The following is an 18,745-nucleotide window of genomic DNA, read 5'->3' on the forward strand; positions in this document are numbered from 1 at the left end:
GGTTGATCCCGTACGCTTGCCGCCCTCAATGTTGCAAACTGTGCAAGAAAGCGCCTGGTTCCGCAGGGTGACCAGCGGTCAGGAAGCGGAGTCGATCAGCAGCAAGGGGTCGATGCGGTTTTCGCGCCATTTGACCGACCAGTGGAGGTGCGGCCCCGTGGCACGGCCGCTGCTGCCGATTCGACCAATCGGCTCGCCTCGCTGCACGTGCTGCCCTTCGCTCACCAGCAATTCCGAGGCGTGCAGGAAGGCGCTGTTCAGGCCCATGCCGTGGTCGAGCATGAGCAGGCGACCCTCAAGGCTGAAAGGCGTCTGCGCTGCAAGGAGGACCACGCCGTCGGCCGGAGCGACGTAAGTCGTGCCAGCGCCGCCGGCAATGTCGAGGCCGGAGTGATAGGCGGCAGGTTCACCCTTGTAGATGCGCTGCGAGCCGAAGAAGCCCGAGAAGCGGCCCGGAGCAGGGCGGATGAAGTCCTGTCGCCAGCCTTGCGCGCCAGTATCGAGTGCGCGGGCGGCGGAGATGCGGGCAAGTTCGGCGCGGCGCAGGCGCAGATAGTCCTCGTCGGTCACGCCGCCGGGTTTGCGGGCGACGTTGATATGCTCGATCCGCCAGGCGCGGGGGGCGATGGCGATGTCGCGGGTGGACTGGGTTCCGCCAGGCGGCGTGACCGTGATCCGCGCCAACGCGCCGGCGTCCCGGTCGAATGCCAGCAGGAAGGCACCATCAGGCGCAAAGCTTAAGGGCTTGCCGTCCAGCATCAGTGCCGTCGAGCCGGGCTGGACCCGGCCGCGCAGCCATCCGCCCTGCATCGCCCTGCCGCCGGGTTCGATCGTCAGCGCGGACGTAGGTACATTGCCGCCCAAGGCCATGCCCGCCAGCGTGGCGGCGGACCCGGTGAGGAACGCGCGCCGCTGGAGGATCATCGGCAGGTCCTCAGCCTTCGAGGTGGCGGCGCGTCGAGATTTCGGCAGTGGCGTAGGCTTCCTGCCGCTCTGCACACCAGTAGCGCAGGGCATCGAGCGGGATCTGCTCGCCGCTCACCGCGCAGACGACATGGTCGCCGCCCGAAAGCTGGCGGAAGGAGCCGGAAAGATAGTGCAGGCGCGCGAGGCGGCCGGATTGGGACATCAGCATGGGGGCAATGTAGTCGCTTGTGCGCCTCAGAACAATTCCTGCTGATTGCCCGGCGTCGCAGGGGAGCGTGGTTTGGGCGCGGGGCGTGGCGGCGGCGTGGAGCCTGTGCTCACGTCGAGCGTGCCATCGGCGAACTTGAGTGTGAGTGCGGCGCGCTGGGTAGCGGTGGCCTTGTCCTTGATCAGGTGGCCGTCGCGGTCGGTCACCAGCACATAGCCGCGCGCAAGCGGGGCCTCGGGATCGAGCGACTTGCGCAGACGATCGAGTGCGTCGACCTTGCTGCGCGCATGCTCGATGCGCTGGAGCAGCACTTCAGGGCGCAGGCGGCGGGCAGCAAGGCGCTCAGCTTCGCGCTCGACGCGGGCGGAGAGCAGCGCAGGGCGCAAGGCTCCGGCATGGCGGGCGAGGAGCGACCCTGCGATTTCGGTGCGGTGGAGCAGGGCGCGGCGCAGGCGCTCGGCCAGATCGTCGACGCGCTGGGCCTGGCCCTGCAGCAGGGTCTGCGGCTGGGGCAGGCGCTGGCTGCGCGCCTCGAGGCGTTCTTTCGATTGTGCGAGCTGGCGGACAAGCGCGCGGCGCTGGCGGGCGTTTAGATCGGCGACGAAGGCGGCAAGTTCGGCCTGCACCGGCACCGCGAGTTCGGCGGCAGCGGTGGGAGTAGGGGCGCGCAAGTCTGCCGCGAAATCGCACAGTGTGGTGTCGGTCTCGTGGCCGACGGCGCTGATGATCGGGATGGTGCAGTCGGCCACGGCGCGGACGACCTCTTCCTCGTTGAAGCACCACAGGTCTTCGATAGAGCCGCCACCGCGCGCGACAATGACAAGGTCGGGCCGGGGGATCGGACCGCCTTCGGGCAGGGCGGAGAAGCCGCGCACTGCGTTCGCCACTTGCGCGCCCGCGCCCTGACCCTGCACCAGCACCGGCCAGACGACGACGCGGGTGGGGAAGCGGTCGGACAGACGATGCAGGATGTCGCGGATGACAGCGCCGGTGGGCGAGGTGACCACGCCGATCACACGGGGCAGGAAGGGCAGCGGCTTCTTGCGGGCAGGATCGAACAGGCCCTCGGCTTCGAGGCGGGCCTTGAGCTTGGCGAGCAGCGCCAGCAGCGCGCCTTCGCCCGCGATCTCCATTCGTTCGATCACGATCTGGTAGTTCGAGCGCCCGGGATAGGTGGTGAGCTTGCCGGTGGCGATGACTTCGACGCCGTCTTCGGGCCGGAAGTTCAGGCGCTGCACGTTGCCGCGCCACATCACGCCATCCAATCGCGCGTTCTCGTCCTTGAGGCTGACATAGAGGTGGCCGGAAGCGGCGCGCTTAACGCCCGAAAGCTCCCCGCGCACGCGCACGAAGCCGAAGCGATCCTCGACCGTGCGCTTGAGCAGCGCCGAAATCTCGGAGATCGACAGGGCCGGAGCGTTGTCGCCAGCCGATTCCCTCGCTAGGAGCCCGCCCGAGCCATTTGTATCGTCGTCGTCATAGGGCGCGGAAGGGAATGCCATGAATATCCTGCTGCTGGGATCGGGTGGGCGCGAACATGCCCTCAGCTGGAAACTGGCCCAATCGCCGCTGACGGGCAAGCTCTATGCGGCACCCGGCAACCCGGGCATCGCGCAACATGCGGAGCTGGTGGCGTTGGACCTGACCGACCATGCCGCCGTGGTGACGTTCTGCGAGAGCAATCGTATCGGACTCGTCGTGGTCGGCCCTGAAGCGCCGCTGGTCGATGGCCTGACGGATTCGCTCCGCGCTGCGGGCTTCTCGGTGTTCGGGCCCAGCCGGGCGGCGGCACAGCTTGAAGGGTCGAAGGGCTTCACCAAGGATCTTTGCGCGCGGGCCGACATTCCGACGGCGGGTTATGTGCGCACGAAATCGCTGGAAGAAGCGCATGCGGCGCTGAAGGATTTCGGCGCGCCGGTGGTCATCAAGGCCGATGGTCTGGCCGCGGGCAAAGGCGTCGTGGTGGCGATGACCATGGCCGAAGCCGAAGCAGCGGTCGACGACATGTTCGATGGCGCGTTCGGCGCTGCCGGTGCCGAAGTCGTCATCGAAGAATTCATGACTGGCGAGGAAGCGAGCTTCTTCGCGTTGACCGATGGTGCGACGATCGTGCCGTTCGGTTCGGCGCAGGATCACAAGCGCGTCGGCGATGGCGATACCGGCCCCAACACCGGAGGCATGGGCGCCTACAGCCCGGCGCGGGTGCTGACGCCGGAACTGGAAGCGCAAGTGCTCTCGCAGATCATCGCGCCCACGGTGAAGGCCATGGCCGACGAAGGCATGCCCTATTCGGGCGTACTCTATGCGGGGCTGATGCTGACCGAACAGGGCCCCAGGCTGATCGAATACAACGCGCGCTTCGGCGATCCCGAATGCCAGGTGCTGATGATGCGGCTGGAGAGCGACCTCGTCGAACTGCTGCTGGCCTGTGCCGACAACAAGCTTTCGAGCATCCAGCCCCCGCGCTTTTCCAATGACGTGGCGATGACTGTGGTCATGGCGGCGGAAGGCTATCCCGGTACGCCGAAGAGGGGCGGGCGGATCGACCACATTCCCGCGGCCGAGGCGACAGGTGCGAAGGTGTTCCACGCAGGGACCTCGCTTTCGGCGGACGGCGTGCTTTCGGCCAGCGGCGGGCGCGTTCTCAACGTGACGGCCAAGGGCCCGAGCGTAAAGGCGGCGCGCGACGCGGCCTATGCGGCAGTCGATGCGATCAGTTTTCCGGAAGGCTTTTGCCGTCGCGACATCGGCTGGCGCGAGATCGAGCGGGAACAGGCGGGGGGCTGAGCACTCAGCTTGAGGCAAGAGGCTCACCTGTCGGCGAATGCCCACCCCTGAGCCCTCCCGCTTGCGGGAGGGGGAATGATAGCGCGGACCTTTGTTCTCCCTTCCCGCAAGCGGGAGGGGCTGGGGGTAGGCTTCCAGCGCTGCCTTAAATCACCCCGTTCGCGGCCATTTGAGCAAGTTCCGCTTCGCCCAGCCTCAGCAGTTCGCCGTAGATCTCGGCGTTGTGCTGGCCGACCTTTGACGGCGCGGCGCGCCTTACGGTGCCCGGTGTTGCCGAGAACTTGGGGAAGCTCGACTGCATCTTGAGCGGGCCGAAGCGCTCGGTTTCGACCTCGATGATCGCCTCGCGCGCCTGGAAGTGCGGGTCGGCCAGCATGTCGGGCGCGCGATAGACGCGGCCTGCGGGGATCGAATATTCGATCATCAGCGCGTCGACCTCGTCCACTGTCAGGGTGCGGGTCCACTGGTTGATCAGCTCGTCCAGCTCGTCCTGATTCTCGCCGCGGGCAAGGTGCGTGGCATAGCGCGGATCGTCGCCGAGTTCGGGGCGGCCCATCGCCGTGGCGAGGCGCTTCCACAGCGAGTCCTTGTTGGCCCCGATCATGAACTCGCCGTCCTTGCACTTGTAGACGTTGGACGGAGCGATGCCCTTGAGCACCGAGCCTGAGCGTTCGCGGATGTAGCCGGTACGGTCGTATTCGGGGACGAGGCCTTCCATGACCTGCAGCACGGATTCGTAGAGCGCGGCGTCAATCACCTGCCCGCGCCCGGTCTGCGCGCGTTCGTGCAGAGCTGCCAGAACGCCCATGCAGCCGTATGTGGCAGTGAGCGTATCGCCGATCGAGATGCCCATGCGGCTGGGCGCGCGGTCGGGTTCGCCCACAATGTAGCGCCACCCGCCCATGGCCTCGCCAATGCCGCCAAAGCCCGCGCGGTCGGAATAGGGGCCGGTCTGGCCATAGCCGGACATGCGCGCGATGATCAGATCGGGCTTTGCGGCGAGGAGCACGTCAGGGCCGAGGCCCCACTTCTCCATCGTGCCGGGCTTGAAATTCTCGATCACCACATCGGCGTGGGCGATCAGCTTCTTCACCAGCGCCTGACCTTCTGGAACGCGCAAGTTGGCGCTGACCGAGCGCTTGTTGCGCGCGATCACTTCCCACTGGACCTTTTCCGAGCCCTGCCCCCAGTCGCGCATGGGATCTCCGGTCACGGGCGGCTCGACCTTGATCACGTCTGCGCCCATGTCGCCCAGCAACTGGCCGCAGAACGGGCCTGCAAGGAGCTGGCCGAGTTCGACGACGCGGATATCCCTGAGAGCGCCGGGGTTATTGGTAGCCATGGTCATTCTGCCGCCTCCAGTAGCGGCCATTCTGGTTGGACGGGGGCAGGCAGGCCGGTTTCCGCTTCGCAGTTTGCGCGAAGCGTCTCGATGCCCGGTCCGTAGTTGAACAGCGGAAGCTCGCCCCGCTCGTCGCGCAGGCGCGCGCGCAAGGCTTCGGTATCGGCGAGATTGACCGCTCCACGGTCATCGGCGACCACGCCGTAAGCGAGCGCGCCTTGCGCGGTGACGAGACCCTGCACGATCTCCTTGCCGACCAGCGCGGGATCGCGCTCAAGCGGATCGCCCCAGCCGCCGCCGCCCCAGGTGATGAAGTGGAGCATGTCACTGGCTTCGACTTCAAGGTCTTCCACCTTGTTGCCGACGATGGTCTGCATGCCATCGGGCTTTTCGAGGATCTTGCGAGCGCGAGCACCCGGCTCGCCGCCGTTGACGCCCCAGGGCGGCACGAACCAGCGGTCATCGTGGATCGCGATCGTGCCCTTCGACAGGAAGCGGTAGGTCATGCGGATGCCATTGCCGCCGCGATGGAGCCCTGCGCCACCCGAATCCGGCTCGCACTCGTAACGCTCGATCACCATCGGGAAGTAGCGTTCAAGGAATTCGTTGGGCACGTTGGTGAAGCCGGGCCAGAGCGAGTGGCCATCGGGCCCATCGCCCATGGGACGGCCCGGAATGCCGCCAAAGCCGATCTGGAAGAGCTGGAACCACTCGCCGTTCTTGCCGGGACGCTCGTCGTTGCCCGCGTAGAACAGGTGCGGTGAAGAGGAGAACCCGGCAGCGTTGAGGAATTCCGGGGTCTTCTGGCCGAGCAGTCCGCCGAGGATGTCGAAGATCCGCCCCAGCGCGTGGGTGCGGCCCGAGAGCGCGGCGGGGAACTTCGGCTTGAGCAGCGAGCCTTCGGGAATGCGCACGTCGATCAGGTCGTAGAACCCGTCATTGAACAGGATCTGCGGGTCGAAGACCATGATCATGTAGATGCCGAAGAACATCTTGAACATGTTCTCGTTGAGGAAGAAGTTGATCGAGGCGACCGACTGCGGATCGGTCCCTGCGAAATCGAGGATGACCTTCTCCCCCTCGCGCCACATCGTGCATTTGATCTTGTACGGGCCGAAGCCCATGCCATCGTCGCAGATGTAGTCCTCGAAGCTGACCGGCTCCTCGGCAATTGCCATGCCGACCAGCGCCTTCATCGCGCGGTGGTTGCGGGCGAGGAGTTCCTGCGTCGCCGAGACATAGACGTCGTCGCCGAAACGGGCGGCCATTTCGATCACGCGGCGGGCGGCCACGCGGCAGGCGGCGATCAGGGCATTGAGGTCGGCTGCGCACCAGTCGGGCTTGCGCGTCTGGTGCATGACGAGGCGGATGAGGTCCTCGTTGTATTCGCCCTTCTTCCAGATCTTCACCGGCGGAATGCGCACGCCTTCCTCGAAGATCGAGCGGGCGTTGATCGGCATCGAACCGACGACCTTGCCGCCGATGTCGGACTGGTGGCCGAACATCGAGGTATAGGCGATCAGGCGGCCATCCTTGAACACGGGCAGCAGCACGAGCCAGTCGTTCGAGTGGCTGACCGCTCCGCCGACCGAATAGGGGTCGGACAGGAAGATCATGTCGCCGTCCTCGAGCGTGCCCTCGTAGTTGTCGAGGAAGCCGCCGATAAACGAGCCGAACTGGCCGACGATCATCTTGCCGGTGTGATCGGCGATCAGCGGGAAGGCGTCACCCTGTTCGCGGATGCCGGGCGACATCGCGGTGCGCACAAGCGTCGCGTCCATCTCGATGCGCGCGTTGCGCAGGGCGTTCTCGATGATGTCGAGCGTGACGGGATCGATCGGCACGCGGTTGAAGGGCGTGGCGTTGGTCTGGACGATGGTTGCAGGCATGGGTTCGCGCTCCGTCAGGCCAGATTGATCAGGATGTTGCCGACATGGTCGACAGTGCCGGTGCAGCCGCTCTCGATCAGCGTCGTCGAGTCCATCTCGCAGACGATGGCGGGGCCGGGGATCACGTCTCCGGCGCGCAGCTTGCTGCGGTCGTAGATCACGGCGGGCTGTTCGCGGCCGTCCATCCACAGGGTGTGGTCGCGCATCTTGGCGGCGATGGGGTTGCCGTCGCCCTTTTCCAGCTCGGCAGCGGGCAAGTCGAGCGCGCGGCCCATGGCGACCGCCCGCAGGTTCACGATCTCGTGCGGGGTGTCCATGTTGAAGGTGAACAGGCGTTTGTGCTCGGCATCGAAGCGGGCGAGAATTCCGGCGATGCCATCGGTGGTCAGCACGTCGGCAGTGATCGTCAGTGGCACTTCGAAGGCTTGTCCGGCATAGCGCACGTCGACTTCAAAGGCGGTGCTGATCTCGTCTTCCGGCACGCCATCGGCGAGCAGTTCGGCGCGGGTCTGCGCTGCCATTTCGTCGAGGATGGCGATGAGGTCTGCCGCCTCGGTCTGGCTGGCGAGACGGCTGAACGAGCGTGCGGTTTCGGTGCGCATCCGCGTGGTGGCATCGCCGAGCGCACAGAGCACGCCGGGGCTGACCGGCGAGATCGCGGGCCAGCTGCCCATGAGGCGGGCGACGGCGTTTACGTGGAGCGGACCCGCCCCACCAAAGCCCATCAGCGCGAAGTCGCGCGGATCGTAGCCCTGCTGCACCGATATCATGCGCAGCGCGCCGAACATGTTCTCGTTGACGATGTCGATGATCCCGCGGGCAGCGGCCATCAGGTCGATGCCCAGCGCGTCTGCGATGGTCTGCACCGCCTTCTTCGCGCCTTCGCGGTCAAGATTGAATGTGCCGCCCAAGAGGTTCTCGGGAAGGTAACCGAGCACGACGTTCGCGTCGGTTACCGTGGGCAGGGTGCCGCCTTTTCCATAGGCGACCGGCCCCGGCACTGCTCCTGCGCTTTGCGGCCCGACCCGAAGGGCTCTTGTCAGCTCAGGAACATAAGCGATCGAACCGCCGCCCGCGCCAACCGTCTTCACATCGAGCGCGGAGGCGCGGACCGAGAGATGGCCCACTTCCGTAGTGCGCTGGCGGCGGGCTTCGAGGTTCTCGATCAGGGCAACGTCGGTGCTGGTGCCGCCGACGTCCAAAGTGAGGATGTTCCTGATCCCGGCATTGCGGCCCACCCAGATCGCGCCGGTGACGCCACCGGCAGGTCCGGACATCAGGATGTTTACGGGGTGCTCCTCGGCCTTCTGCGCGCTCATCAGACCGCCGTCGGAGCGCAGCAGCGAGAGCTTGCCGTTCATGCCGGCTTCGGCAAGGCGCGAGCGCAGGTTGGAGACGTACTTGCCGACGACCGGACGCACGGCGGCGTTGGCCACGGTGGTCAGGGTGCGCTCGTACTCCTGCATTTCGGGCAGGACTTCGTGGGAGAGCGAGACCGGCACGCCGGGCAGGATTTCGGCGGCAAGCTGGCCGACGCGCGCTTCGTGGGTGCCATTGGTGTAGGCGTTGATCAGGCTGACGGTGATGGCTTCTACGCCATTGGCCTTGAGCACCGATAGCTGGGCGCGAATGTCGGCATCGTCGATGGGGCGGATTTCGGTGCCCTCGGCGCTCATCCGGCCCTTGATCGTCACGGTATCTTCAAGCGCGGCGAGTGGCTGGGGCTTGGGCCAGACGATCCATCCGGCAAGGCCGCCGGGCACGAACGAGCGCGCGATCTGCATGACATGGCGATAGCCTTCGGTCGTGACGAGGCCGACGCGCGAACCCTTGCCTTCAAGCACGGCATTGGTGGCGACCGTGGTGCCATGGAGGAAGTAATCCACGTCACCGGGCGTGATCCCGGCCTTCTCGCAGATCGCGGTCACGCCATTGAGAATGCCTTCCGAGCTGTCATGCGGGGTGGACGGCGTCTTGTGCCGCCAGAACGCGCTGCTGCTGGTGTCGAAAAGCAGGAGGTCGGTAAACGTGCCACCGACGTCCACACCAAGGCGATAGCCCATCTTGTTATTGCTCCTGCGGTATCTTGGGGAAGGCGGGCGCTTGCGCCACCATTCCGGGAAGTTTGCGATCCATGACAGCGGCCAGCCAGTGGTTGGCCTCGATCAGCTGCAAGAGGTCCATGCCGGTTTCCACGCCTGCGCGGTGGAGCATGTAGACGACGTCCTCGCTCGACACGTTGCCTGCAGCACCCGGTGCAAAGGGGCAGCCGCCGAGGCCGCCCAGAGCTGCGTCGACCACCGTCGCTCCAGCTTCTACCGCCGCCCACACATTGGCGATGCCGGTGCCACGGGTGTTGTGGAAATGGACGCGCACCGGCAGCGGTGCCACGGCTTCGACCACGCGGCGCACGAGGCGCGAGACATGCGCGGGGTCCGCCACGCCAATGGTGTCGGCAAGGGCAACCTCGATCGGGTTCGCCTCTGCCAGCGAGGCTGCCATCGCGACAACGCGGTCCTCGCTGACCTCGCCCTCGAACGGGCAGCCGAATGATGCGCCGATGGTGGCCTGACCCTTGAGGCCTGCGTCCTGCGCCATGGCAACGATTGCCTTGGCCGAGGCGACCGATTCGTCGCTGGTCTGGCCCTGGTTGGCAATCGCGAAGCCATCGGTTGCCACGCAGACCGCGCCGAGTTCGTGCAAGGTTCCGGTGGCAATTGCCCGCTCCGCACCCTTGCCGTTCAGGACCAGGCCAATGAAGCTGACGCCGTCGGCTGATGGCAGCCGGGCGCAGACGTCCTCGGCGTCAGCCATCTGCGGCACCCGCTTGGGATTGACGAAACTGGTGACTTCGATGCGGCGGGCACCGGCCGCGATGCTGCGGCGAATCAGTTCAAGCTTGTCCGCCGTGGAGACGATCGTCTTCTCGTTCTGCAGCCCGTCACGCGGGCCGACCTCGACAAAAGAGATTGCCCGCGCGCTCACGCCGGGAAACCGCAATGACAGGGAAGGTGGCCGGGAATCATCAAAATAGGTCTCGCTTCGTATTCAATATAACTGTGGGGCTATCTCTGGCAGCGCCGAAACCTGCCCGTAGGTGCAGGTATTCAAGCGCCTTGACCATGACGGTTTGTATACAATAAGCTGCACTTGCCGCAAGCGAGCGTCAAGAGGGTGGGCTCAAGGCCCAGCGCTCGCTGCACAGATCGGATTTCGAACGCACCATGGCCTTCGGGCCAAGACGACATCGAACCGAACAGGGAGGTTTGAGAATGCGTGCCAGCCGTCTTCTAATGAATGCATCGGCCCTGGGCCTGGTGCTCGCCGCCATGCCTGCGCTTGCGCAGGAAGCCCCGCAGGATTCGGCCAAGGCGGACGAGACCGGCGAAACGATCATCGTCACCGCGCGCCGCCAGAACGAGCGTCTGCAGGACGTGCCGGCTTCGGTCTCGGTGCTCACAGCATCGGCTCTGCAGAACACCGGCGCGGTCAAGGCCGAGGACTTTACCCAGCTCACGCCGGGCGTCACCATCGTGACCGGCACTGCAGAAGCGGGCGACACCCAGATCAACATTCGCGGCATCAACGGCGCGCGTGACGCCGAAAGCTCAGTCGCCCTCGTTGTCGATGGTATTCTCAAGACCAACACGGCGCAGCTCAACCAACCGCAAGGCACTCTGTCGCAGGTCGAAGTGCTGAAGGGTCCACAGGGCGCACTCTATGGCCGCAACGCTGCCGCTGGTGCGATCGTGCTGCAGACGCTCAAGCCCACCGATACGCTGACTGGGGGCATGCGGGCCTCCTATGCCAATGAAGCCACCTACGAGGCGACCGCGCACATTGCAGGCCCCTTGGGCGACAACGTCGGCTTCGTCGCATCGGGCTATTACTTCAGCACCGATGGCTGGTGGCGGAACAAGTTCCTCAACAACTCCAAGACCGTGGACGACAAGGAGAACTGGGCAATCGACGGTCGCGTCATGATTGGTCGCGGCACTGCCACCCAGATCGACCTCAAGGCCCGCTACGCCGAATTCCATGGCGCATCGCTGCCGTTCAACGCCTCGTTCCACCTGCCGCTGTTCGGCACGGTCAACCCTGCGTTCTACGAGGACGTGAACAAGCACCAGTTCAATTTCTACAACAACATCCGCGCCAGCAACGATCAGAAGAGCGTCGACTTCTCGGCCAAGCTCGATCAGGAATTCGGCAATGGCATGAAGCTGGTGGCCTGGGCGCTCTACTCCGACGTCAAGCAGGACCTCGTAGCTGACGGCACTTCTGCCGACTTCGCACGCTATATCTCGAACGCCAATCCAGCGGTGAACTCGTCGGTTGCCAGCTGCTTCTCGAGCACGGCTGCGCTTACCGGCTTCCCGGTCAACCAGCCCGGCAACATCGGGCAGATCCCGGTACCGTTCCTGTTCGCACCGGCGAACGGATCGACCTTCGGCCCCTACAGCCCGACGACCTGCGACGGCATCCAGTACCAGCTGCGCAACCAGAAGGACTTCAGCACCGAAGTCCGCCTGCTGTCGAACACCGACGGCCCGCTCACCTGGCAGCTTGGGGCATACTACCTGCACATCGACCGCAAGACCGGCGTCAGCCTCGGTGCCGATACCGGGCAGGGCGTGATCAAGCAGCTCTACAACGCGCCCAATACCGCTAACCCGACCTCGCTGCTGCTCGCCGACAAGTTCCGCACCAACGTCTATGCGGCATTCGGTTCGGCTGAGTGGAAGCCTTCCGAAGTCTTCACCGGTGGCATCGCGCTGCGTTATGACATCGAAGACCGCGCGGCCAATTCGCTGGTCCCCAATGCAGTCGATCCGTTCACAGGCGGGCCGATCAATCCGGGCCTCGCGTTCGGGGCCTTCACCCCGCAGAACGCGACGTTCAAGCAGCTCCAGCCCAAGGTGACGCTGAGCTATCACCCGACGAACGCCCTCAACATCTATGCAAACTGGGGCATCGGCTTCAAGTCGGGTGGCTTCAACAACCAGGGCTCGTCCGCGGTGGTCAACACCCGCTTCAACAACGGCGTGACCCCGGGCACGATCGATGCCGACGTGACGATCAACGACCAGTACCGCAAGGAAAAGTCGAGCGCGTTCGAGGCCGGCATCAAGGGCGAGCTGTTCGACGGTCGCATCACCTACGATCTCGCGGGCTACTACACCCGCGTCACCGACATGCAGTTCTTCGAATTCTTCGTCGGCGATTTCGGCTTGCTGCGCGTGGTTTCGAACATCGACCGCGTCGACATCAAGGGTGCCGAAATCAATCTGACCGGCAAGGTCGTGGACGGCTGGAAGGTGTTCGGCTCGTTCAACGTGACCGACAGCGAGATCAAGAAGAACGCCTCGCGCCCCTACACCGTCGGCAACAAGTCGCCCTACACGGCCGACTGGACGCTGAACCTTGGCACTGAAATCACCGCACCGCTGTCGGACAGCGCCAAGCTGCTGTTCCGTGCCGATTACCGCGTGACCGGTCCGACGTGGTTCCACTCGGTGCAGGATCAGGAGCGCCCGACGATCTTCTCGGGGCTCCTGCCGATCTCGCAGCTGCCGTTCCTGCCGCCGGCCTTCGGCAACGCGCGTTATGACGAGGCCAAGCGCGATGCCTTCGGTGTCCTGAACCTGCGTGCGGGCATCACCACGCCGCGTTATCGGATCGCGGTGTTTGCCGACAACCTGCTCGACCGCAAGTACATCGCCGAAGCGATCCCGGCGATCGAGTTCGGCGGCTCCTTCATCTCGCCGGGCGCGCGCCGCCTGATCGGGGTTGAAGTGGGCGCCTCGTTCTGATGAGGGCAGCGGGGAGCAGGCTAGGTCCTGCTCCCCGTTTGATTCAGGAGCATACGTGTCCAAAGCCTCGCAAGAAGCCTATCGCAAGATTCGCGCCGGCATACTTTCGGGGCACTTTCCTGCCGGGCAGTTCGTGCCCGAAGACGAGTTCGCGCAGTATTGCGGCCTCTCGCGCACACCGGTGCGCGAGGCCATTGCCGAATTGGTCGCCGAGATGCTGCTGCAGCGTTCCGGCACGAACCGGGTATTCGTTCCCGTCTGGTCGGACGAGGATGAGGAAGAGCTGTTCACCCTGCGCGCCATGCTGGAGAGCCACTGCGCCACGCGTGCGGCAAGGCTGATCACGGACGAACAGATTGCCGAACTACGCGCGCACTGCGATTTCATCGACAATGCGATTGCCGCGCCGGAAGGACCGGACGTGTCGGGTTTCGTCGAAGGCAACCGCCGCTTTCACGCCGTGATCCTTGCGGCGGCACAGTCCGAACGGTTGGGGCAGCTCATGCGCTTCGTGGTGAGCCAGATCGTGGTCCACCGCACGGCCGAGCAATACTCCCGCGCCGACATGGAACAGAGCCAGCGTGATCACCGCGACCTCGTCAGCGCATTCGAGATGCGTGACGAGGACTGGGCGGGTGCGGTGGCAAATACGCACATCCGCCGCGCGGCGAACGCTTACCGCACGATGCGGCAGGGCGCGGAGGCGGCGCAGGCCTAGGGTCAGGACCTATTAATCGCGCCTTCGAGGCGCTGGAATGGCGAACATATCGGGCGGAAATTCGCGCCGGGAAGGCTGGTTGCCTTTCCAAGCGGATTTCCTTTCGAGATGAAAGCCATTCCAGCGTCCCGAAGGGATTTGACCAAAATGGCCCATCACTGCGTTGGATGGCCTTGAAATAGAACCACTATCCCTGCGCCCATCCGCCTTGCGCTGGGCCATTTTGCCTCAAACCTCGAAGGCGCGATTAATAGGTCCTGACCCTAGAGCAAGGCCTCAGGCCGAGGTCTGGACCACGCGCAGTTCGGCTTCGGGGAGCGCGCTCGCGGCAGACCCCTTGCCGATCTGCTGCATAAGCTCCTGCTTGCGCGCCATCATCGCATCGCGCAGCGCCACCATGTCGACGCCGGAATCGCGCGCCTGAGAGAACATGCCTTCGGAGCGGGCTTCCTCCTCGTGGACGTGGTGCTTGATCTCTTCGCTCAGCACCTTGACCTTGGCATCGAAGAACTCGTCCTCGGGCGAGCTTGCCATGATGTCGTTGATCAGAACCTTGGCGGCGTCGTGCTCGACATAGGCCTCGGTCCAGGTCTCCTGTTCGATCTTCCCCTGCAGGGCGGGGTAGAAGATCTCTTCCTCAATGATCGTGTGGATCTTGAGTTCGTTGCAGATCTGCAGCGCAATGGTCTGCTTGCGGTCATCACGCGCGTTCTCGAACTTTTCGAACAGGTCCTCGACGGCGCGGTGGTCTGCCTTGAGCATGGCTATGGCATCGGTGAATGTGGTCTGGGGCATGTCAGGTATCCTCGGGTCAGTGTCTTGCCCGAACAAACCCCCAACGGCGCTTGGGTTCCGCGACCGCCTTTCGGAACCTAACCGCATACCGTTCGCTTGAAGCGGCATGAGCGACAACGAAACCTCTGACAAATCAACGCATCAGCCGCGCGAACGCTGGCCCGAAGTCCTCTGGCTGATCCGCCATGGACAGAGCGCTGGCAATGTTGCCCGCGATGCGGCGGATGCGGCTGGAGATCTGCGTATCGCGCTTGATCATCGAGATGTGGACGTACCGCTTTCGCAACTGGGCTGCCGACAGGCCCGCGCGCTCGGGCACTGGTTTGCCAGTGGGGAGGAAGGCCAGCGACCGGAAGTAATCCTTGCCAGCCCCTATGTTCGCGCGGTGCAGACCGCCGAGTTGTTTCGCGAGGCAGGGGGCTGTGCGCCTGACCTGCGCATCTGCGTCGATGAGCGATTGCGCGAGAAGGAGTTCGGGATTCTCGACGGTCTGACCGCACCCGGCATCCGGAACTACCAGCCCGAACAGGCGGAGTTTCGCCGCGTGCTGGGCAAGTTCTACCACCGTCCGCCAGGTGGCGAGAGCTGGGTGGACGTGATCTTCCGGCTTCGCGCGCTGCTCGACACCGTGTCGCTGCACTACGCGGGCAAGCGGGTGATGATCGTGGCGCATCAGGTGGTGGTGCTGTGCACGCGCTACGTGCTTGAACACATGTCCGAGGCCGAGATTCTCTCGATCGACAAGGCCGGTGATATCGCCAACTGTGCGATCACCCAGTATCGGCTGGACCGTTCGGGCGAAGGCGACGGCGAACTGGTGCTCGAGCATTACAACTTGGTGGCCCCCATGGTTCGCGAAGGCACCGAGGCAACGCGGGCACCGGATCGTATGGTGGCCGCCCGTGGCTGATCCGACAGTTCTCGACGGAGCGTGGTTGCGTGAGAACCCTTTGCCGCAGCCCCATGAGGAAAGCGACAAGAACGCACGGGGACGCGTGTTGGTGGTCGGGGGCTGCGCGATGGTGCCGGGCGGCGTGCGGCTCACCGCCGAAGCGGCGTTGCGGGCGGGCGCGGGCAAGGTGCGGATCGCGACTGTCGAACCTGCGGCGTTGACGATCGGCGCCTTGATGCCGGAAGTTGCCGTCCTGCCACTCGCTATCGATGCAAAAGGCGAGATCGATGCTGCGCGCGCCGCACTGGCCGACGAGGCAGGAAAGAGCGATTGCCTCGTGCTGGGCCCCGCGATGAGCTGTGCGGATCAGGCATCGGCGCTCGTCGGTGGTCTGTTGGAATCATCGGACAATACTGCCCTGGTGCTCGATGCGGCCGCACTCATGGCGATCTGCGATCACGCGCCGCGCCTGCGCCGGAGACCGACGCCCGCAGTGCTGACGCCCCATCTGGGCGAGATTGCCGCATTGCTGGGTGAGGATGCCTCGACAATTGCGCAAGACCGTGAAGGTGCGGTCAAGCGGTGTGCCGACCGGTTCGGTGCGGTTGTCGTCCTCAAGGGAGCAATCAGCCTCGTGGCCGCGCCCGAGGGGGTTCTGTTCGCTTACAGTGGTGGCAATGTGGGGCTTGCCACAGGTGGATCGGGCGACGTGATGGCCGGCATTGCCGGTGCCCTGCTGGCGCGGGGCGCGCAGCCGCTTCAGGCCGCCCTGTGGTCGGTCTGGCTCCATGGCGAAGCGGGGCGGCGCTGTGCCGAGGAGGTCGGCCCGCTGGGATATCTCGCCAGCGAGCTGCTTGCGTTCATCCCGCGGGTGATGGCGCGGGTGGGGTAAGCATGAAATCTTCCACTGGCACGCCGCCGATCACGTGTTCCTGGATGATCCGCTCGAGCACCGGCGGGGTGCAGGAGTGGTACCAGACGTTGTCAGGATAGACGACCGCGACCGGCCCGACGAGGCATACCCGCAGGCAGCCGACCTTGTTGCGCAACACCCCTTGCGCCCCGCCAAGCTTCAGCTCGCCGAGGCGCTTCTTGAGGTAGTTCCATGCCTCGTCGCCCACTGCGCGCGGGGCGCACTTGTCCTTGTCCGGTCCTGCGCAGAGCAGGATGTGGCGTTGCGGATTGAACCCGCCGAGCTTTTCGAGCGCAATCTCGGCCTGGCGTATCTCTTCTTGGCTTGCTGTCACTTCTCGCTCTTCTTCAACCAGCGATCGAGCCAGTTGAACGAGGTCTGGTGCCACTGCAACGAATTCTTGGCCTTGAGTACCCAGTGGTTTTCATCGGGGAACACCAGCAGCTCGGACGGAATGCCCCGGCGCTGCAGGGCGGTGAACGCGGCGAGGCCTTGCGTGTAGGGAATGCGGAAGTCCTTCTCGCCGGTGATGACCAGCATCGGCGTCTTCCACTTGGCGACGTGGTTTACCGGGTTCCACTTCTCGAACTCTTCGGGCGCCTCGTAATAAGGGTGCCCGCCGTGCTCCCATTCGTCGAACCACAGCTCTTCGGTCTCGTAAGCCATGGCACGCGCATCGAACACGCCGTCATGCTGGACGAGACACTTGAACCGGTCGGACCAGTTCCCGGCGATCCAGTTCATCATGTAGCCGCCGTAGGAGGCGCCTGCCGCGCAGGCATTGTCGCCATCGATCTGCGAGTCGAGCGTGATGGCGGCGGCAAAGCCCTTCTGCAGGTCTTCCAGCGGCTTGCCGCCCCATTCCCGGTTGATCCCGTCGGTGAACTTCTGCCCGTATCCGGTGGAGCCATGGAAATCGACCGAGACGATCGCATAGCCCTGGCTCGCCCAGACGCGCGGGTTCCAGCGGTTGGACCAGCTGTCGTTGTAGGAGCCCTGCGGTCCGCCATGGACGAACAGGACCGAAGGCATCTTGCCCTTCACCCATGACGGCTTGGTGATCTGGCCCCAAACGGTATCGCCATCCGCGCCCTTGAAGCTGAAGCGCTGCGTCACGACCGGCGCGCGCTGCGAGAGCGCGGTGGCGGCAACGTCGGTCAGGCGCGTGCCCGCTTTGCCGGGCTTGCCGATGAACATCTCCGCCGGGTTGTCGATTGAATCGCGCGTATAGGCAAAGCGGCCGTCCTTGAGCGGCACGACATTGCTAACATGCCCTTCCCGGCCGGGATTGAGCACCAGCCGGGTGACCGTGCCGTTCATCGGATCGATGCGGAAGGCGGGCGTATCGAGCACGTCTTCGGCCGTCGCGATCAGCGCCTTGCTGTCTGGCGTCCAGGTCAGCGAGGCGACAGAACGGTCCCATGCGCCGGTCAACTCGCGGCGTTCCCCGGTCTGCAGATTGATGAGGTTCACCACCAGCCGGTCGGCCTCGTAACCAGGCCGTGCCATCGCGGCATAGGCCAGCCACTTGCCATCGGGCGAAGGCGCGGGCGTGTTGTCGGTAGCCTTGTTGGCCTCGGTCAGGTTCTTCGGGGCTGCGCCATCCAGCTTCGATTGCCAGATGTCGAGATTGGTCGAGGTCGGCTCGTGGCGATCGGCCTGCCGCGCGACGAAGAACAGCGACTGCGAATCCGCGCTCCACGCCACGTCCTCGCCACCGCCGAACGGCTTGCCCGGGCTGTCGCCGGTAAGGGTGCCGACAGGTCCGTCAGCCGCCTTGCCTTCGCCCATCACCTTGCCGTCTGCGCCCAGATCGAAGGCGAAGACGCGGCTGTAGTTGCCGGGCGTTTCCCATGCGTCCCAGTGCCGCACGAAGCCCGCACCGTCCTTGTAGTGGCGGCCAGTGCCAGGGCCGGGGAGCGCGGTGTTGCCATCGCTGTCGCAGCCGAAGGTCGCGCAATCGCGCGCGATGTCGCCCCACACGGCAATGCGCTTGCCATTGGGTGAAAGCTCGAATCCGGAAACTTCGGCCTGGAACGCGGTCACCTGCGTGGTCACGCCCGAGCCTACGTCGACTTTCCAGACCTGCGTGGTCTCGGCCTCGCCCACCTTGCGATCGGAGAGGTAGTATAGCGTGCCGTCGGGCGCAAAGGCCGGATCGCTGGCACTGCCGCCGGTGTCGATGCGGCGTGGCTCGCCCTTGCCGTCGGCGCTGCGGACCCACAGCGACGGGGTACGCTGGTAGCTGGCAGGGTCAGTGCTGGTGACGATGTAGGCGACGGTCTTGCCATCGGGCGAAACCGCCGTGCCGCCGAGGCGGCCAAGCGTCACCAGATCCTGCGGCGAGAAGGGAGCGGCCTGCTGGGCAAGGGCAGGTGCGGCGAATGCAACGGCCAGAGAAGCGGCCGCCAGCAACATCGAGTTGGTTTTCATGGAAACCGGATTAGCGCCGTAACCTCAC

The 18,745-nt window shown here is 65.0% G+C and carries 15 protein-coding genes; 5 read left to right on the forward strand and 10 right to left on the reverse strand.

Annotation, left to right across the window (positions count from 1 at the left end):
• Positions 1-78: 78 nt before the first annotated feature.
• Genes ACZ1JW_RS06800 through xseA form a run of 3 tightly spaced genes read right to left on the reverse strand, consistent with a single transcriptional unit; the run spans position 79 to position 2,637 of the window.
• Entirely contained in the window at positions 79-924 is an 846-nt protein-coding gene (locus tag ACZ1JW_RS06800) for a M23 family metallopeptidase (protein WP_465142425.1), read from the reverse strand.
• 10 nt (positions 925-934) lie between these two features.
• Positions 935-1,135, reverse strand: coding sequence for a DUF2093 domain-containing protein (locus ACZ1JW_RS06805; protein ID WP_465124272.1), 201 nt, complete (start codon positions 1,133-1,135; stop codon positions 935-937).
• Positions 1,136-1,161: 26 nt separating this feature from the next.
• Entirely contained in the window at positions 1,162-2,637 is a 1,476-nt protein-coding gene (gene xseA, locus ACZ1JW_RS06810; protein ID WP_465142426.1) for an exodeoxyribonuclease VII large subunit, read from the reverse strand.
• Between xseA and purD the strand changes: the two genes are divergently transcribed.
• Entirely contained in the window at positions 2,636-3,922 is a 1,287-nt protein-coding gene (purD, locus tag ACZ1JW_RS06815) for a phosphoribosylamine--glycine ligase (protein ID WP_465142427.1), read from the forward strand. The genes xseA and purD overlap by 2 nt on opposite strands.
• Before the next feature lie 145 nt (positions 3,923-4,067).
• On the opposite strand, the gene ACZ1JW_RS06820 is transcribed toward purD, so the two are convergent.
• The 4 genes from ACZ1JW_RS06820 to ACZ1JW_RS06835 are packed head-to-tail and all read right to left on the reverse strand — an operon-like array spanning position 4,068 to position 10,138.
• Positions 4,068-5,264, reverse strand: a complete 1,197-nt coding sequence (locus tag ACZ1JW_RS06820; RefSeq protein ID WP_465142428.1) for a CaiB/BaiF CoA transferase family protein — start codon at positions 5,262-5,264, stop codon at positions 4,068-4,070.
• Between the two features lie 2 nt (positions 5,265-5,266).
• On the reverse strand, positions 5,267-7,153 hold the full coding sequence (locus ACZ1JW_RS06825; RefSeq protein ID WP_465142429.1) for a hydantoinase B/oxoprolinase family protein: 1,887 nt from the start codon (positions 7,151-7,153) through the stop codon (positions 5,267-5,269).
• A gap of 14 nt (positions 7,154-7,167) precedes the next feature.
• Positions 7,168-9,216: a hydantoinase/oxoprolinase family protein gene (locus ACZ1JW_RS06830; RefSeq protein ID WP_465142430.1), complete on the reverse strand. Its 2,049-nt coding sequence runs from the start codon at positions 9,214-9,216 to the stop codon at positions 7,168-7,170.
• Between the two features lie 4 nt (positions 9,217-9,220).
• The gene (locus ACZ1JW_RS06835) at positions 9,221-10,138 is read right to left on the reverse strand and encodes a hydroxymethylglutaryl-CoA lyase (protein ID WP_465142431.1); all 918 of its coding nucleotides are present in this window, start codon (positions 10,136-10,138) and stop codon (positions 9,221-9,223) included.
• Between the two features lie 308 nt (positions 10,139-10,446).
• On the opposite strand from ACZ1JW_RS06835, the gene ACZ1JW_RS06840 reads away from it, so the two are divergent.
• Entirely contained in the window at positions 10,447-12,966 is a 2,520-nt protein-coding gene (locus tag ACZ1JW_RS06840) for a TonB-dependent receptor (RefSeq protein ID WP_465142432.1), read from the forward strand.
• Between the two features lie 55 nt (positions 12,967-13,021).
• Positions 13,022-13,684 (forward strand): GntR family transcriptional regulator, encoded by a 663-nt coding sequence (locus tag ACZ1JW_RS06845; protein WP_465124263.1) that lies wholly within the window; start codon positions 13,022-13,024, stop codon positions 13,682-13,684.
• Between the two features lie 276 nt (positions 13,685-13,960).
• Here the strand turns inward: ACZ1JW_RS06845 and ACZ1JW_RS06850 are convergent, their stop codons facing one another.
• Positions 13,961-14,479, reverse strand: a complete 519-nt coding sequence (locus ACZ1JW_RS06850; RefSeq protein WP_465124262.1) for a hemerythrin domain-containing protein — start codon at positions 14,477-14,479, stop codon at positions 13,961-13,963.
• A gap of 106 nt (positions 14,480-14,585) precedes the next feature.
• On the opposite strand from ACZ1JW_RS06850, the gene ACZ1JW_RS06855 reads away from it, so the two are divergent.
• Together ACZ1JW_RS06855 and ACZ1JW_RS06860 are read left to right on the forward strand one after the other, a co-directional pair.
• A complete protein-coding gene (locus ACZ1JW_RS06855) occupies positions 14,586-15,389 on the forward strand; it encodes a histidine phosphatase family protein (protein WP_465142433.1) in 804 nt (267 codons plus the stop codon).
• A complete protein-coding gene (locus tag ACZ1JW_RS06860) occupies positions 15,382-16,263 on the forward strand; it encodes an NAD(P)H-hydrate dehydratase (RefSeq protein WP_465142434.1) in 882 nt (293 codons plus the stop codon). Before ACZ1JW_RS06855 ends, ACZ1JW_RS06860 begins: the two co-directional genes overlap by 8 nt.
• Here ACZ1JW_RS06860 and ACZ1JW_RS06865 read toward each other — a convergent pair.
• Together ACZ1JW_RS06865 and ACZ1JW_RS06870 are read right to left on the reverse strand one after the other, a co-directional pair.
• Positions 16,232-16,618: a (2Fe-2S) ferredoxin domain-containing protein gene (locus ACZ1JW_RS06865; RefSeq protein ID WP_465124259.1), complete on the reverse strand. Its 387-nt coding sequence runs from the start codon at positions 16,616-16,618 to the stop codon at positions 16,232-16,234. The genes ACZ1JW_RS06860 and ACZ1JW_RS06865 overlap by 32 nt on opposite strands.
• On the reverse strand, positions 16,615-18,717 hold the full coding sequence (locus tag ACZ1JW_RS06870; protein ID WP_465142435.1) for a S9 family peptidase: 2,103 nt from the start codon (positions 18,715-18,717) through the stop codon (positions 16,615-16,617). Before ACZ1JW_RS06870 ends, ACZ1JW_RS06865 begins: the two co-directional genes overlap by 4 nt.
• Positions 18,718-18,745: the final 28 nt, after the last annotated feature.

Source organism: Novosphingobium sp. BL-A-28-Hi1-0D, from assembly GCF_055521755.1.

What these genes read in the sequence shown, in the direction of transcription:
- ACZ1JW_RS06870 (WP_465142435.1), bottom strand. Translation starts at nt 18,717, where the DNA reads ATGAAAACCAACTCGATGTTGCTGGCGGCCGCTTCTCTGGCCGTTGCA.
- ACZ1JW_RS06800 (WP_465142425.1), bottom strand. Translation starts at nt 924, where the DNA reads ATGATCCTCCAGCGGCGCGCGTTCCTCACCGGGTCCGCCGCCACGCTG.
- ACZ1JW_RS06850 (WP_465124262.1), bottom strand. Translation starts at nt 14,479, where the DNA reads ATGCCCCAGACCACATTCACCGATGCCATAGCCATGCTCAAGGCAGAC.
- ACZ1JW_RS06855 (WP_465142433.1), top strand. Translation starts at nt 14,586, where the DNA reads ATGAGCGACAACGAAACCTCTGACAAATCAACGCATCAGCCGCGCGAA.
- ACZ1JW_RS06825 (WP_465142429.1), bottom strand. Translation starts at nt 7,153, where the DNA reads ATGCCTGCAACCATCGTCCAGACCAACGCCACGCCCTTCAACCGCGTG.
- xseA (WP_465142426.1), bottom strand. Translation starts at nt 2,637, where the DNA reads ATGGCATTCCCTTCCGCGCCCTATGACGACGACGATACAAATGGCTCG.
- ACZ1JW_RS06820 (WP_465142428.1), bottom strand. Translation starts at nt 5,264, where the DNA reads ATGGCTACCAATAACCCCGGCGCTCTCAGGGATATCCGCGTCGTCGAA.
- ACZ1JW_RS06840 (WP_465142432.1), top strand. Translation starts at nt 10,447, where the DNA reads ATGAATGCATCGGCCCTGGGCCTGGTGCTCGCCGCCATGCCTGCGCTT.
- ACZ1JW_RS06805 (WP_465124272.1), bottom strand. Translation starts at nt 1,135, where the DNA reads ATGCTGATGTCCCAATCCGGCCGCCTCGCGCGCCTGCACTATCTTTCC.
- purD (WP_465142427.1), top strand. Translation starts at nt 2,636, where the DNA reads ATGAATATCCTGCTGCTGGGATCGGGTGGGCGCGAACATGCCCTCAGC.
- ACZ1JW_RS06830 (WP_465142430.1), bottom strand. Translation starts at nt 9,216, where the DNA reads ATGGGCTATCGCCTTGGTGTGGACGTCGGTGGCACGTTTACCGACCTC.